This window comes from Enterococcus sp. DIV1375a (assembly GCF_051712205.1).
Classification (GTDB): Bacteria; Bacillota; Bacilli; order Lactobacillales; family Enterococcaceae; genus Enterococcus; species Enterococcus faecalis.
This window is the reverse complement of sequence record NZ_JBIOOM010000001.1, coordinates 427,984-443,310: the sequence shown is the minus strand read 5'-3', so window position 1 is coordinate 443,310 and position 15,327 is coordinate 427,984. Positions and strand designations below refer to the sequence as shown.

The 15,327-nt window shown below is 38.4% G+C and carries 11 protein-coding genes; 5 read left to right on the top strand and 6 right to left on the bottom strand.

Annotated elements, in window-relative coordinates; genetic code table 11:
- Nucleotides 1–10 precede the first annotated feature (10 nt).
- Complete coding sequence (locus IGJ63_RS02220) at nucleotides 11–1,933, top strand: PTS fructose transporter subunit IIABC (RefSeq protein WP_101731840.1); 1,923 nt, start codon at nucleotides 11–13, stop codon at nucleotides 1,931–1,933.
- A 47-nt stretch (nucleotides 1,934–1,980) separates the two neighbouring features.
- On the opposite strand, the gene IGJ63_RS02215 is transcribed toward IGJ63_RS02220, so the two are convergent.
- Nucleotides 1,981–2,643 (bottom strand): hypothetical protein, encoded by a 663-nt coding sequence (locus IGJ63_RS02215; RefSeq protein WP_002366175.1) that lies wholly within the window; start codon nucleotides 2,641–2,643, stop codon nucleotides 1,981–1,983.
- A 111-nt stretch (nucleotides 2,644–2,754) separates the two neighbouring features.
- Nucleotides 2,755–4,038 (bottom strand): trigger factor, encoded by a 1,284-nt coding sequence (gene tig, locus IGJ63_RS02210; protein ID WP_002355556.1) that lies wholly within the window; start codon nucleotides 4,036–4,038, stop codon nucleotides 2,755–2,757.
- Nucleotides 4,039–4,301: 263 nt separating this feature from the next.
- Between tig and IGJ63_RS02205 the strand changes: the two genes are divergently transcribed.
- Nucleotides 4,302–6,677, top strand: a complete 2,376-nt coding sequence (locus IGJ63_RS02205) for a hypothetical protein (protein ID WP_180758875.1) — start codon at nucleotides 4,302–4,304, stop codon at nucleotides 6,675–6,677.
- A gap of 178 nt (nucleotides 6,678–6,855) precedes the next feature.
- On the opposite strand, the gene IGJ63_RS02200 is transcribed toward IGJ63_RS02205, so the two are convergent.
- Nucleotides 6,856–8,106 (bottom strand): IS110 family transposase, encoded by a 1,251-nt coding sequence (locus tag IGJ63_RS02200; protein WP_226062448.1) that lies wholly within the window; start codon nucleotides 8,104–8,106, stop codon nucleotides 6,856–6,858.
- A 393-nt stretch (nucleotides 8,107–8,499) separates the two neighbouring features.
- On the opposite strand from IGJ63_RS02200, the gene IGJ63_RS02195 reads away from it, so the two are divergent.
- Nucleotides 8,500–9,237: a WxL domain-containing protein gene (locus IGJ63_RS02195; RefSeq protein WP_101731838.1), complete on the top strand. Its 738-nt coding sequence runs from the start codon at nucleotides 8,500–8,502 to the stop codon at nucleotides 9,235–9,237.
- Between the two features lie 35 nt (nucleotides 9,238–9,272).
- The gene (locus tag IGJ63_RS02190) at nucleotides 9,273–10,352 is read left to right on the top strand and encodes a DUF916 and DUF3324 domain-containing protein (RefSeq protein ID WP_002382989.1); all 1,080 of its coding nucleotides are present in this window, start codon (nucleotides 9,273–9,275) and stop codon (nucleotides 10,350–10,352) included.
- A gap of 44 nt (nucleotides 10,353–10,396) precedes the next feature.
- Here IGJ63_RS02190 and ptsP read toward each other — a convergent pair whose 3' ends face one another.
- The 3 genes from ptsP to IGJ63_RS02175 all read right to left on the bottom strand — a co-directional run bounded on the left by ptsP (nucleotide 10,397) and on the right by IGJ63_RS02175 (nucleotide 12,752).
- Nucleotides 10,397–12,124, bottom strand: a complete 1,728-nt coding sequence (gene ptsP / locus IGJ63_RS02185) for a phosphoenolpyruvate--protein phosphotransferase (RefSeq protein ID WP_002382988.1) — start codon at nucleotides 12,122–12,124, stop codon at nucleotides 10,397–10,399.
- Nucleotides 12,124–12,390 (bottom strand): phosphocarrier protein HPr, encoded by a 267-nt coding sequence (locus IGJ63_RS02180; RefSeq protein WP_002355551.1) that lies wholly within the window; start codon nucleotides 12,388–12,390, stop codon nucleotides 12,124–12,126. The genes ptsP and IGJ63_RS02180 overlap by 1 nt, the downstream gene beginning before the upstream one ends.
- Nucleotides 12,391–12,560: 170 nt before the next feature.
- Nucleotides 12,561–12,752, bottom strand: a complete 192-nt coding sequence (locus tag IGJ63_RS02175) for a hypothetical protein (RefSeq protein ID WP_002366170.1) — start codon at nucleotides 12,750–12,752, stop codon at nucleotides 12,561–12,563.
- Nucleotides 12,753–13,053: 301 nt separating this feature from the next.
- On the opposite strand from IGJ63_RS02175, the gene IGJ63_RS02170 reads away from it, so the two are divergent.
- Complete coding sequence (locus IGJ63_RS02170) at nucleotides 13,054–15,294, top strand: ATP-dependent Clp protease ATP-binding subunit (protein WP_010816332.1); 2,241 nt, start codon at nucleotides 13,054–13,056, stop codon at nucleotides 15,292–15,294.
- Nucleotides 15,295–15,327: the final 33 nt, after the last annotated feature.

Sequence of the window (15,327 nt, the reverse complement as noted above, 5' to 3'; positions counted from 1 at the left end):
GGAAAATAGAGTGAACATTAATGATTTATTAATAAAAGATGTCATGATTATGGATTTACAAGCTACTGATAAAAAAGGCGCGATTGATGAAATGGTCCAAAAATTATACGATGGTGGCCGCATCTCTGACATTGACACTTACAAAGAAGGAATTTTAAAACGCGAATCACAAACATCGACTGGTTTAGGCGACGGCATCGCTATGCCTCACGCAAAAAACAGTGCCGTAAAAGAACCGACAGTTCTTTTCGCTAAAAGTAAAAAAGGGGTTGATTATGAAGCACTAGATGGACAACCTACTTATCTATTCTTCATGATTGCTGCTCCAGAAGGCGCTAATGATACACATCTCCAAGCGCTTGCGGCCCTTTCTCGATTACTTATCGATCCAGACTTTGTTGGCAAATTGAAAGAAGCGGAAACTCCAGAAGCAGTCCAAGCTCTTTTCCAAGCAGCAGAAGATCAAAAAGAAGCGGAAGAAAAAGCAGAACAAGAACAAACAACGCCAGCACCAGAAAGCAATCGTAAATATATTATTGCTGTGACTGCTTGTCCTACAGGAATTGCTCACACTTACATGGCTGAAGATGCACTGAAGAAAAAAGCAAAAGAAATGGGCGTAGACATTAAAGTAGAAACAAACGGTTCAGAAGGAATTAAAAATCGTTTGACTGCTGAAGATATTGCTCGTGCTGATGGCGTAATTGTCGCAGCCGATAAAAAAGTAGAAATGAATCGTTTTGATGGTAAAAAATTAGTCAATCGTCCCGTCAGTGATGGAATTCGTAAAACCGAAGAACTAATTAACTTAGCCATTAGTGGTGAAGCTCCTACTTTCCATGGCAGTGACTCGGCTGCAAGCGACCAAGAGGATTCAGCGGAAGGTTCAATCGGTTCTCGTATCTATAAAGATTTAATGAATGGTGTTTCTCATATGTTACCTTTCGTTATTGGTGGCGGAATTGCCATTGCTCTTTCCTTTATGATTGATCAATTTATCGGAGTTCCTCAAGATCAATTAGCCAACTTAGGTAATTACAATGACGTAGCTAGCTGGTTTAACCAAATTGGTGGCGCAGCATTTGGCTTTATGTTACCTGTCTTAGCTGGTTTTATTGCTTCTAGTATTGGGGATCGTCCAGGCTTAGTTGCTGGTTTCGCCGCTGGTGCGTTAGCAAACGCTGGAGGCGCTGGGTTCCTTGGGGCCCTAATCGGTGGTTTCTTAGCTGGTTATGTAGTGGTTCTTTTACGTAAAGTCTTCAAAGGCTTGCCAAAATCATTAGATGGAATTAAAACCATTTTATTCTATCCAGTTTTTGGTTTGATTATTACGGGCTTATTAATGTTAGTCATTAACATCCCAATGAAAGCAATTAATGATGCGTTAAATCATTTCCTACTTGGCTTAGATGGCACAAATGCAGCTTTACTTGGTGCTTTATTAGCTGGTATGATGGCCATCGACTTAGGTGGACCAGTTAACAAAGCTGCTTATGTTTTCGGTACAGCTACGCTAGCAAGTACTGTTGCAGAAGGTGGCAGCGTGGTCATGGCTTCTGTAATGGCTGGCGGAATGGTTCCTCCATTAGCAATTTTCGTAGCAACTCGTTTATTTAAAAATAAATTTACAAAAGATCAACAAGATGCCGGCTTAACCAATATTGTAATGGGCCTTTCTTTTGTCACTGAAGGGGCAATTCCTTTTGCAGCAGCTGACCCATTACGTGTGATTCCAAGTTTCGTGGTAGGTTCTGCCTTTACTGGTGCGTTGGTTGGTGCGTTTGGTATCAAATTATTGGCACCACATGGAGGAATCTTTGTCGTATTCCTATTAAGTAATCCATTACTATATCTATTGTTCATCTTAATTGGGGCGATTATTTCAGGAATTGTCTACGGACTTTTGAAAAAACCTGTCGAAATACCTGCTTAAAAAAAACAGCAAAAAAGCGATTCAACCATGGTTGAATCGCTTTTTTATTATTTTCTCTTTATCGCATAATTTTCTAAATACTCAGGATTTCCTTTGCTTCTGATATACGTATACACGCCCATCACAAAGGCCCCAAGGGTATTGGTAAATAAATCCCCCATCGTATCCATTAAAGCAGCACGCCCAATAAACGGTTGGCCGTTGGACATATTATAGCGTTGTAAATTCATGTTCCCTAGTGAATCGCAGATAAATTCCCAGAATTCCCAGAAAACGCCACAAAGCCCTGCAAATGCAAACCCAAATAATAAAAATAACCACGGGGAAACATCGGCGTACTTCGTTTTCTTCAATAGGAAACCAGCAATACCATAACCAACAGCAGTTAACAGCATCGGACTAACAAAGTGTAAAATTTTATCCCAGAACGAAATGATTGAAATCATATGCAACGAGGTTCCTAGGAATACTGAAATAAATAAGAAAAACCAGTAAAAATAAACGATGGTCGGTGGCATAATAATTTTTAAAAATTTATTGACAAGATCCGGTAAAAAGATCAGCCCAATTCCAAGTAAACATTCGATAACAAACGTCACACCTTGTTTTGTTGAATACTTGGCCGTAAAAAATTCCCAGAGATTGTACGTCAAGCATAAGATGCCAAACACCACTAATCCATATTTAATTTTCGAATAATTTTTATCCATTTTGACACACCCTTTCAAAAGTTATTTTATATGAAAAAAACTGTAGATGAAAGACACCTTCCATCTACAGTTTTAGAAAACTCTATCGAATGAAGAGCTTATTAAAAATGTTTATTTTTCAACAGCTGTTTCAGTAATTGTTTCAACAGCACGTTTCATACGAATATCGTGTTCTAACATGTCGTTGTTTAATACTTTACGTACTTGCGCTTCAGGCATGTTGTATTGTTCTGCTAAATCTTTCACTTCAGCATCGATGTCTTCTTGTGTTACTTCGATGTTTTCAGCTTTGGCAACTGCTTCAATCACTAAGTTTGTTTTTGTGCGTGTTTCTGCTTCGCCTTCAAATTGTTTGTGTAAATCTTCTTCTGTAGAACCAGTTAATTGGTAGTACATTTCAGGAGAAATTCCTTGGCGTTGCATGTTGTTTAAGAATTCATCCATTGAACGGTGAACTTCGTCGTGAACCATTACGTGTGGTAATTCAACGATTTCAGCATTTTCAACAGCTAAACGAATTGCTTCTTCGTCTTTTGCTTCTTCAGCTGCTGCTTCTTTTGCTTCTGTCAATTCTTTACGGAATTTTTCTTTTAATTCGTCTAATGATTCTACTGAATCGTCAACGTCTTTTGCAAATTCATCATCCAATTCTGGTAATTCTTTTGCTTTTACTTCATGAACAGTTACTTTGAAGACTGCTTCTTTACCAGCTAAATCTTCTGCTTGATAATCTTCAGGGAAAGTAACATTTACTTCTACTTCTTCGCCAGCTTTTTTGCCAACTAATTGGTCTTCAAAGCCTGGAATAAATGAATTAGAACCTAATTCTAATGAGTAATTTTCGCCTTTGCCGCCTTCAAATGCTTCGTCGCCTAAGAAGCCTTCAAAGTCGATAACTACAGTGTCGCCATTTTCAGCAGCGGCATCTTCTTTGATTACTAATTCAGCTTGAGATTCTTGTTCGCGTTTCAAACGTGCTTCCACGTCTTCATCTGTTACTTCACGGTCTTGTTTAGACACTGTTAAGTTTTTGTATTCGCCTAATTTTACTTCAGGTTTTACAGTTACTTCAGCAGTGATAACCCAGTCTTCCCCTTTATTCATGCTTTCAACATCAATTTTTGGTTGTGCTACTGGTTCAATTCCTGCTTCTAATACAGCCGCTTCATATGCTTCTGGTAAAACAGCGTTTAACGCATCTTCGTATAACGCTTCTTCTCCATACATACGATTAAAAACAGTACGTGATACTTTTCCTTTACGAAAACCAGGTACGTTTAAGTTTTTTTTCACTTTATTGAACGCTTGCGTTAATCCTTTTTCGATTACTGCTTGTTCGATTGAAAAAGTTAATACACCATCATTAGTGCCTTTTTTTTCCCATTTCGCAGACATTTGTTTCCCTCCGAATAACATTTAATTTTATACATCAAACTTTATTTATGCATACCTTTAAATAGTACACTATCCCTAGGAAAATGTAAATATTTTAAGTGCTAAGAAGTGAAAGAAAGACTCGATTTTTAGCAAACTATCAGTTTTTTAATTTTTTCGGATTAAAAAAGCATAGAATTTCGAGAAATTTCCTTCTTAAAATCCTAAAAGATTGTGAACAAAATATCTTGTTCATCGTCGGATGTAATCGCTTTACTTTATGAATGGCCCATTATAGAATGTATGCACTCAATATTTACGCATTATATATTTTCGTCATTATACATATAATATCAAAAAAGGAGGGGATGGTTTTGAATAAGTTCGTCTGGGGAATCTTTTCTTGCATCATATCATGGCTTTTTTTATCGCTGACTCAACCTTTGATGGCTCATTCTGAAACACTGAACCCTACAACTCACGCCTCTACTTTTAGTGAAACATTTACCTCAGTTTCAACAGAACAACAAACAACTCAAGCAACCGATATCGTGGAACAAGAAACCGAGCAAACCCATGCTTCCTCTGAAAACGATGAACCTATGGCACCTATGCCAGCTAGTGTTTCTGTTGGTAATAGCACCTTGAAAAGTACCTTAAGTACGGGAACGTATAACCAAGATATTATCACACTTTCATATGAATACAGTGTGACACTTATCGGCTTAGCAATTAATGATCGGCCGATTATTGCTATTCAACTTCCTACAGAAATTTCAAGCCAGTTAGATAACGACACTCTAAAGCAACAAGATTTTCTGACTCTTTTAACAGGGACTGTTAGTTATCCAGGAACAGCCACTCAAGATATTCACAGTTCAACTAACGGCGTCAGCCTCTCTTATAGTAGCACTTATCATTCTGTTTATCTAACTTTTCCAAGTAGCACCTTGGTGTTACTTCCCGGAACCAAATGGTCTGCCGCCATTTCGTTTGATGTGGGCGCACTTTATAAACGAGGAATTTCAATCCCTCCTGCTCTTAACGGCAAAGACTATCCGATTCGAGGAACCTTTACAGATGTCGGCACTGGATTAGGTGCAATTAATATTATTATTGGAAACAATACAAAAACAGGCGTAATTAGCAAAGCTCAACTTAGTTTAGGGAATTACCCCGTTCCTCAAGTCACACCAGCCAAACTAACTCAACCAAATCATCTGGACACTACTGTAACAGGGACCATTCAACAAGTACAAGACCCAAACTATAACTACTCTGTTCAATTAACCTTGAACCGCCATGATGGCACCACTACCCCCATTGTGGTGAAAGGGATTTCTGTCGATGCAGCCGGAAATTTCTCGACATCTTTAGCTTCACCATTAGAATATGGCGACACGCTCTCTACAATTGTCTTTGCTCGTTCAAAAACGTCAACCGACTATATTCAAAGCAGCCCCTCAGCTGACCAAAGTGTCAATTGGTCAATCCAACCAGTCACAAACGTAGTCGCTAATGCCGGATCAACTCAACTTTCAGGTAAAGCTTCTCAAGCATCTAACGGAACCTATCAAGTTAAAGTACAAATAAATGGTGGTTCTATTTTCACAACGTCCTTAGATTCCAATGGCCATTTTCAATTTGCTAATTTACCCACTTTCCAAGGGGGAGAAACGGTCAGCTTGTGGGTCCAAGGTCTCAGCAATCGCACTGGCCTGCCTTTGCTAACCAGTTCTACTGTTTCTCAAACAGTTGCTTATCCTGTGCCTCAACTAACGGTCACGCAAACCATTGAGCGGAAAAATGCACAAGGGCTCTGGGAAGCTGCAAACTCTGTCGTAAGTGGTCAAATCATTCGTTTCACGTTAATCACACGTTTAACCAATCAACCAGCAACGTGGATGAATCAGCAATTACGAGCAACGGTGCCTAAAGGACTGGCTCAACTTTCAGCTGCTACATTAACAAAACAATCAGCAGCAGGTTTAAGTACGCCAATAGCTGGGCTTCAACTTTTAACTGATAGTTCCACTGGTTTGCCGTATTGGAGTTATCATAATTCGCTGCCAGCAGATAATTTTACGGAAGCCAATACACAATTCACCTTACAATATACAGCAACGGTTACAGAAGAATGGATAAACCAATTTCTTTTATTTTCTAGCACGGTTACTGGCAATGATGGTGGCGGAACGCCAATTACGCCAATTACTAAGGAACAGTCTTTACCTATCAAAAACGGTACACTCCGTTTTGTGCAGATGCCAACTACAGTTTCCTTTAAAAATTTACCTTTTCCCAGCAAACGAACCATATACTCACCATCGACCATCAGCGCTCCTTTCCTCATTGCCGATGGTCGTGTTGCAAAAACACCATGGCATTTGTTGGTAAGAGAGAGTCAGCCCATGCATTCAACTTCTACAAATAAAACGATCCAGCAAGCTTTCATTTATCGAAAAAATGGCAGTGATTTTCCTATCTCCTCTTTAGCAACCGAAGTTTATCAATACACCGCAACGGACGATAACAATGTAGAAATTCCTTGGAACCAACAAAATGGACTTTTTTTAAGCGTTGCTCCTGACCTTAATTTAACGGTCAAAGAATCTTACACTGCCGAATTACAATGGATTCTTTCTGATACACCCCTCTAATTAGGATTTAGCTTTTTTAAAAGTTAAAAATAAACAAGAAAGCCTAATGGTAATAAGTCAAGATATAAATTTTAGAATATGAGTTAGATTTTGAAAAATTAGACCGCACTGAACTAGACCCGACCAAAATCAAATTTTTTTCGGGGTGCTCACGAAGATTTTCGCAAATAACTTTACGTTATTTTTCTATCACCACCTTCGCTGGCTGATAGAATTGACCGTTGCGTAGTAGCGCATCGATCAAGCGTACAAATTTTCTTCCGGTTAAGACGAGCGCTCGTTTATGTTTGTGTTTAGGTACTTCATTTCTCTTTTTTTGGTAGTACTCTTTAAATTCTGGAAGTGTGCTTCTTACTCGATTGGTGGCTTCAATTAAGTAGTAACGAAAATAGCGATTTCCAGAACGATTTAGTGGCGTGTTTTCAGATTGAGAATTTCCCGACTGATTTTTAGTCCAAGTTAGACCGGCATACTTCGCTAACTTGGATTGATCATCAAATCGCTCGATTTGACCAATCTCAGCGATTAAGCCCGCAGTATAAACAGCTCCTAATCCTGGGACGCTTAATAAGCATTGGGCTTCTGGAATTGTTTCAAGTAAAGCAGTAATGGCTTTTTCAATTTCTTTAATCTGTTTTTTTAGAAATTTGATTTCATTGGCGATTATACCTAATACAAGGTCAATGGAATTCTTGGTTACTTTACCTAAACGATAAGAACTACGTACAGCTTTTTGAATACTTTTGACAAGTTGCTCTGGATTTTTGAATCGACCCTTTCCTAGCTTTTGAAGTAATTCAACGGCCGCTTCCAGAGACATTTCTGAAAATTCATCTAAGGTAATGCCTTCTGTAAGTAGATTCATAATCGAAGCTCCGAATATGGAAGTTTTATTATCTTCATTCGCAAGTTCTTTTGATAAAGTATTACATTTATACGTCAAATTTTCTAAAAAATGTTGTTTTGCTTCTACCATTTGTGTCACTAATTGATAACGAGATCTTGTTAGTCGTTGAAGACCAACATAAACTTCTTCTTTAATAGGAGACAATGTATGGAGATCTACTCGCAGATAATCAGCTATGATCTGTGCATCAATTTTGTCTGTTTTATCCTGATCGAACATTCTTGAATACTGTTTGATTCTATAAGGATTTTCTACAGTGACTTCGACAGGTAATAGCTTCAAATCTTCATCTAAGTAGAAAAACATTGCTGGGTGGAAACTATAAACAGAAGTTGATTCCATACCTATGACAATTTGGCAGAAACCAAAGGTTTCTTGGTAGTCGAGAATTCTTTGTTTGATTTCGCTAGCTCCGATTAAATCGTTGCTAAGTGAACCTTCAAACAAGATTTCTTTGGAGTCTGTTAAAAAACAAGTATCTAATTTTTGAGAACTAACGTCTAAACCAATAAATAATTTCATGGAAGGTCCTCCTTTCATAAATTTTTTGGAATACTTAGCTATTGAAGTTTATCCCTGAATCTTATTGAATAACCGCAGTCTCGCTTAATAGTACTCAATTGTTTTCCTCTTAAAAGCCACCCTATTTCCTACTAGAAATAGTTTAAGAAGTGAACGGTACAGCTAATGGGTTTGAGGCATGATAATTCAATAAGTCGGGATGCAGGCTTTCTGCTGTAGTCATAGCTACAAAGGAAATTAGCAGTGTTCCGATAGACCGTTTCCATAAGTCTATTATCCAGGAACAAAATTCAATAGCCAAGGTTTAAAAGTTATTTAATAAGGAATAGCCCTAAGGGGTGACTGAAACGATGGAAGTCGTTTCAAAATATATATTACGAGAAGGAATAAAAAATGAAAAAGATCGTGCGCATTTCAAGCATTTTGTTCGTTGCTACGCCTCTTATGCTTTTAAATAGTCCAAAAGTTGAAGCAGCTCAAGTCGCTTCTATTCAATCCAACGCTGATATTACGTTTACTCTTGATAATACTGTCACGCCACCTGTCAACCCGACGAACCCTTCTCAGCCTGTGACACCTAATCCTGCTGATCCTCATCAACCTGGTACAGCCGGACCCCTAAGTATTGACTATGTTTCAAATATCCATTTTGGATCAAAACAAATTCAAGCCGGAACAGCAATCTGTTCGGCACAACTGGACCAAGTACAAAATAGTACTGGCGATTTAATTAGCGTGCCAAACTATGTTCAAGTAACTGACAAACGTGGTCTAAATCTTGGCTGGAAATTATCAGTTAAACAGAGTGCGCAATTTGCTACAAGTGATTCAACACCCGCTGTTTTGGATAATGCATCCTTGACCTTTTTAGCAGCAACACCCAATTCAACACAGTTACTTTCTTTGGCGCCATTAACGGTCCCAGTAACCTTGGATCCAACTGGTGCCGCTACTTCTCCTGTGGCGACTGCCGCTCTTTCAACAGGAATGGGCACTTGGACATTAGCTTTTGGTAACGGAGCGACCGCTGCTCAAGGCATTCAATTAACTGTTCCTGCGACAACGAAAAAAGTTGCAGCTAAACAATATAAAACAACGCTTACTTGGATTTTGGATGATACACCACTTTAAAAGAAAACAAACAAGGTATTGCATGAAACAACTTCATGCAATACCTTCTTATAAAAAATTGTCAAAAAGGAGTGCACACTATGAATCAGCAGCTTTTTAAATGGCTCCATGCTATTAGCGTCATCATTTTTTTATTTTTTATTGGCTCTTATTCTGTAGAAGCAAGCGAAATGACTTTTTCTGTAAAAGCCATTTTACCCGACAATCAACGAACCAAAGAGACAAGTTATTTTGATCTACGTGTCGCTCCAAACCAAACACAAAAGCTACAAATCGAACTAACGAATCAAACAGCCAACGACATTACCGTGCTAGCTTCAGCCAATGCAGCGATTACTAATGATAATGGCTTGGCAGATTATTCTCATGCTGAAACAAAAAAAGATCCATCTGCACCTTTTACCTTTAATGAGATTGCGCAATTACCAAAAGAAATCTACCTACCTAAACACTCAACCAAAACTGTTGAATGTCAGCTTACTTTACCGGAAAAACCATTTAATGGGTATGTTTTAGGAGGACTCTACTTTGAACAAAAGTCAGATGAACAACCTGCTCACTCAGAAAACGGCGTGGCCATCAATAATCGTTTTTCTTATGTAGTCGGTGTCTTACTTAGTGAAACAGATGAACCTGTTCAGCCAAAATTATCTTTAAATGAAGTAAAAACCGATCAAGCTAACGGTCGTAACCGCGTATTAATGAATCTCCAAAACAAACAAGCGGCTATGATTAAAAAATTACAAGTCGATGCCTCTTTATATTATGAAAAAGAAGCTAAACCTCGCTACGAAAATCACCAAGAGTCGTTAACAATGGCCCCTAATACAAATTTTAATTATCGGATTGACTTAAAGGAACAACCTTTTGTTCCTGGAAATTATACTGTAAAAATCAAAGCAAACGATGGCTATCAAGACTATTCGTGGGAAAAACACTTAGTCATCCAAGAAAAAGAAGCTAAAAAATACAATGCTACCGCCGTCAACCTCCCACCTGAAAAACACACCAAGTTCCCTTGGAAACTGGTGAGTAGCATCACGCTAGTTTTTCTATTCATTTTGGGAAGCACGATTTATTATTTCAAGAAAAAAATACGTGAATCGCAACAGTAAAAAAGCACATCGACAATTGTCGATGTGCTTTCATAATCGCTTAATTATTTTGTATATTCTTCAACTAATGCAACGACTTCTTCCATCGTGTCGCATTCTTTTAATGCGCGGTCAGCAAGTTCAGCCATTTTAGTTGTGTCTAGACGTTTCATCAAGCTACGTGTTTTAAGGATAGATGTAGCACTCATTGAGAACTCATCTAAGCCCATACCCAATAGTAATGGAACAGCTGTTTGATCGCCCGCCATTTCACCACACATACCAGCCCATTTACCTTCAGCGTGTGCTGCATCAATTACATTTTTAATTAAACGTAAGATTGATGGGTTGTATGGTTGGTATAAGTAAGAAACGCGTTCGTTCATACGGTCTGCAGCCATCGTGTATTGGATTAAGTCGTTGGTTCCAACACTAAAGAAGTCTACTTCTTTGGCAAATTTATCAGCTAATACGGCAGCTGCTGGAATTTCAATCATAATACCTACTTGGATATCGTTTGAAACTTCAACACCTTCGTTGACTAATTTTTGTTTTTCGTCTTCAAAGATTGCTTTCGCTGCTCTAAATTCTTTCAAAGTAGCAACCATTGGGAACATGATACGTAAGTTACCATGAACAGACGCGCGTAATAATGCACGCATTTGTGTACGGAACATGCCGTCACCTAGTTCTGATAAGCTAATACGTAATGCACGGTAACCTAAGAATGGGTTCATTTCGTGTGGTAATGTTAGGTAAGGAAGCTCTTTGTCCCCACCAATATCCATTGTACGAACCACAACTGGTTTTCCTTCCATTCCTTCAAGAACTGCTTTATACGCTTGGTATTGGTCCTCTTCAGTTGGAAAGTCAGATGAATCCATGTATAAGAATTCTGTACGATATAAACCAACAGCTTCGCCGCCGTTTTTGTGTACGCCTGCTAAATCTTTTGGTGTACCAATGTTTGCAGCTAACTCAACATGTTTGCCGTCAGCTGTCACTGTTTCTGCATTTTTTAGTTTATCCCATTCTGCTTTTTGATCTGCATAAGCTTTTGCTTCTGCTTCAAATTCAGATTTTTCAGCATCTGTTGGGTCAATAATAACATCCCCAATGATTCCGTTCACTGCTAAAATATCGCCTGCTTTTACTTTGTCAGTAATTTCTTTTGTACCAACGATTGCAGGGATTTCTAACGAACGAGCCATGATTGCTGAGTGAGAAGTACGTCCGCCGATGTCTGTCACAAAGGCTTTAACATACGTACGGTCTAATTGTGCAGTATCACTAGGTGTTAAGTCATGGGCAACCACGATTACTTCTTCGTTAATCATTGAAGGATTTGGAAGAGTCACACCTAATAAATGTGCTAAGATACGTTTGGCAACGTCACGAATATCTGCTGCACGCTCTTGCATGTAAGCATTATCGTCCATTGCTTCAAACATACCAATATACATATCCGTAACTTCTTTCAAGGCAGCTTCTGCATTGACTTTGTTGTCTTGGATATTTTGTTTGATTTGACCAACCATTTCTGGGTCAGATAAAACCATTAAATGAGCATCGAAAACTTGCGCTTCTGCTTCACCAAGGCTTTGAGCTGCTTTGTCACGAATTGCTTGCAACTCTTCAGTAGATTTTGCTAAAGCATCGTCTAAGCGAGTTGCTTCTGCTTCAGTATCTTCTACGGAAGTTTTGTTGAAAGACAAGTCAGGTTGAACTAGCAGGTAAGCTTTAGCAACAGCAACGCCATCACTTGCGGCAATCCCTTTTAGCATCTCAGACATTATTCAGCCAATCCTTCTTTTTGTAATGTTTCAACGATTGCTGCCATTCCTTCAGCTTCGTCAGCACCATCAACAGTGATTGTTACGTCAGAACCTTGACCAACGCCTAAAGACATAACGCCCATGATTGATTTTAAGTTAACAGATTTACCTTTGTATTCTAAGTTAATATCTGAGTTAAATTTGCTTGCAGTTTGTACTAATAAAGTAGCTGGACGTGCGTGAATTCCTGTTTCTGCTACAATGTGAAATTCTTTCTTTTCCATATAAATCGGTCTCCTTCGTAAATAAAAAATTTTTATGTTAGGGTTTTCCTTTCTTGATACGCTAAAATCAAACGTCTACTCGAAAAAAGACCCTTTCAGTTTCTAAGATTACCATTTTTTTCTATCTTACACAACACTTTTTGCTTAAATTTCGTGATGTTTTGCACTGACTATTCTTCCTCTTTTTGGTAACGATAAATGATTCGTCCATTTAACCCCGCTTCTCCAACAATTTCCGCGCGGTCAGGCAAAGAAATCCAAGCATCACGAAATTGGAAAAATTCATTTTGCTCCACGATTAATTCAGAGATTTCTCCAGCTTTTAATGAAGCAATTTTTTCTACAAAAGGATTTTCAGCCATTGATTTCACCACTCTTTCTCTTAAATATCAACTCTTATAGTTTACTTGAAAATGGCGCAATTGTCTGTAAAAAAATCGAATCTTTGTCTTTTTTTAAACAAGGTCTTTTACTTGATTCTCTTACAAAAAATGCTATAATAACCTCAAAGGTCAAAAATGGTCAAGTGGTTTTATAGACAGAATTTATTCCTGCTATCTAGTACTTGGCTGGTTTGAAGAAAAATGGTCTGTTTACTAGAAATAATAGAACAAACAACTATTTTTCTGGCCTCAGTTATTTTGAAAGGATGTGTTTCATTCAATGATTTGTCAAAATTGTCAACAAAATGAAGCAACAATTCATTTATATGCAAATGTGAATGGTCAAAGAAAACAACTGGACTATTGCCAAAGCTGCTATCAAAAATTAAAAAATCAAGCAAATAATTCCCCTCAAAATATGGGACAAGACCCTTTTGGCTTTGGGAGTTTAGACGATTTATATCGCTCTCTTTCTCGCCAAATGCAACAAGGTAATCCTTATGAACAACAAACACCACCCACTCAATTTGGTGATGGTGGTAATGGCGGTCAACCCCCTCGCGGAGGCGCTGGCGCTGGTCAAGGTTTACTAGGCGAGTATGGGATTAACATCACCGAAGCGGCACGCCAAGGAGATATCGATCCTGTGGTAGGACGTGACCAAGAAATTAAGCGTGTCATTGAAATCTTAAATCGCCGTACAAAAAACAACCCCGTTTTAATCGGTGAACCAGGTGTTGGTAAAACAGCCGTTGTCGAAGGTTTAGCCCAAAAAATTGTCGATGGCGATGTGCCCCAAAAATTATTGGACAAAGAAGTCATTCGTTTAGATGTGGTTTCACTTGTTCAAGGAACTGGTATTCGCGGACAATTTGAAGAACGGATGCAAAAATTGATTGAAGAAATCACTGAAGCTGAAAATGTCATTTTATTTATTGATGAAGTCCATGAAATTGTGGGTGCCGGTGCTGCTGGTGATGGCAATATGGATGCTGGCAATATTTTAAAACCGGCCTTAGCACGTGGTGAATTACAATTAGTCGGTGCCACAACTTTAAATGAGTACCGTATTATTGAAAAAGACGCTGCCTTAGAACGTCGGATGCAACCAGTCCAAGTAGATGAGCCAACCGTTGCCGAAACCATAACGATTTTACATGGTCTGCAAAAACGTTATGAAGATTATCATCATGTCAAATATACAGATGAAGCGATTAACGCAGCAGCAAACTTATCCAACCGTTACATTCAAGATCGCTTTTTACCAGATAAAGCGATTGACTTGTTAGATGAATCTGGTTCAAAAATGAATCTAACTATTCAACTCGTCGATCCAAAAACAATTGATAAAAAATTAGCAGAAGCGGAACAACAAAAACAACAAGCTTCTGCAGAAGAAGATTTTGAAAAAGCGGCTTACTATCGTGATCAAATCAATAAATTACAAGCAATGAAAGAAAAACAAATCAGCGATGAAGAAACACCCGTCATCACTGAAAAAGATATTGAAGCCATTGTGGAACAAAAAACTGGCATTCCTGTCGGTGACTTAAAAGAAAAAGAACAAACCCAATTGAAAAATTTAGCTGTTGACTTAAAAGCTCATGTTGTCGGACAAGATGATGCCGTCGATAAAGTAGCTAAAGCGATTCGTCGCAATCGTGTAGGCCTAGGCAAACAAAACCGCCCAATTGGTTCCTTCTTATTTGTAGGGCCAACAGGCGTTGGTAAAACAGAATTAGCAAAACAATTAGCCTTTGAGCTATTCGGTTCAGAAGATTCGATGGTTCGTTTTGATATGAGTGAGTATATGGAAAAACACAGTGTTTCTAAACTGATAGGTTCTCCTCCAGGCTATGTTGGGTATGACGAAGCTGGACAACTCACAGAAAAAGTCCGTCGTAATCCTTATAGTTTAATTTTATTGGATGAAATTGAAAAAGCGCATCCTGATGTTTTACACATGTTTTTACAAATTCTCGACGATGGCCGTTTAACAGATGCACAAGGTCGTACAGTCAGCTTTAAAGACACCATCATTATCATGACAAGTAATGCTGGAACAGGAGCTGTGGAAGCCAACGTTGGCTTTGGCGCTGCCCGTGAAGGTGTGACTAAATCTGTTTTAGGTCAATTGAACAACTTCTTCACTCCCGAATTCCTTAACCGTTTCGATGGTATTATCGAATTCAAAGCATTAAGCAAAGAAAACCTGATGAACATTGTCAGCTTGATGTTAGAAGAAGTAAATGGCTTATTAGCTAAACAAAAATTACACATTGAGGTTCCAACAGAAGTCAAAGAGAAACTCGTTGATTTAGGTTATGATCCTGCAATGGGCGCTCGTCCTTTACGCCGAACGATTCAAGAACAAATTGAAGACGGCATTGCTGAATACTATCTAGATCATCCTGAAAATCATCAATTAGTCGCAACGTTAGATAACGAAGGTAAAATTATCGTAACTGGCGCACAAGAAGTGACTAAAACAGAAACTTCAACATCTGACCAAGCAGAATAATCAAAAATCCACACGCATTAATAACAATGCGTG

Coding starts and splice junctions, on each gene's coding strand:
- IGJ63_RS02215 (WP_002366175.1), bottom strand. CDS start 2,643: ATGGATAAAAATTATTCGAAAATTAAATATGGATTAGTGGTGTTTGGC.
- tig (WP_002355556.1), bottom strand. CDS start 4,038: ATGTCTGCGAAATGGGAAAAAAAAGGCACTAATGATGGTGTATTAACT.
- IGJ63_RS02205 (WP_180758875.1), top strand. CDS start 4,302: ATGGCCCATTATAGAATGTATGCACTCAATATTTACGCATTATATATT.
- IGJ63_RS02200 (WP_226062448.1), bottom strand. CDS start 8,106: ATGAAATTATTTATTGGTTTAGACGTTAGTTCTCAAAAATTAGATACT.
- IGJ63_RS02195 (WP_101731838.1), top strand. CDS start 8,500: ATGAAAAAGATCGTGCGCATTTCAAGCATTTTGTTCGTTGCTACGCCT.
- IGJ63_RS02190 (WP_002382989.1), top strand. CDS start 9,273: ATGCAATACCTTCTTATAAAAAATTGTCAAAAAGGAGTGCACACTATG.
- ptsP (WP_002382988.1), bottom strand. CDS start 12,124: ATGTCTGAGATGCTAAAAGGGATTGCCGCAAGTGATGGCGTTGCTGTT.
- IGJ63_RS02180 (WP_002355551.1), bottom strand. CDS start 12,390: ATGGAAAAGAAAGAATTTCACATTGTAGCAGAAACAGGAATTCACGCA.
- IGJ63_RS02175 (WP_002366170.1), bottom strand. CDS start 12,752: ATGGCTGAAAATCCTTTTGTAGAAAAAATTGCTTCATTAAAAGCTGGA.
- IGJ63_RS02170 (WP_010816332.1), top strand. CDS start 13,054: ATGATTTGTCAAAATTGTCAACAAAATGAAGCAACAATTCATTTATAT.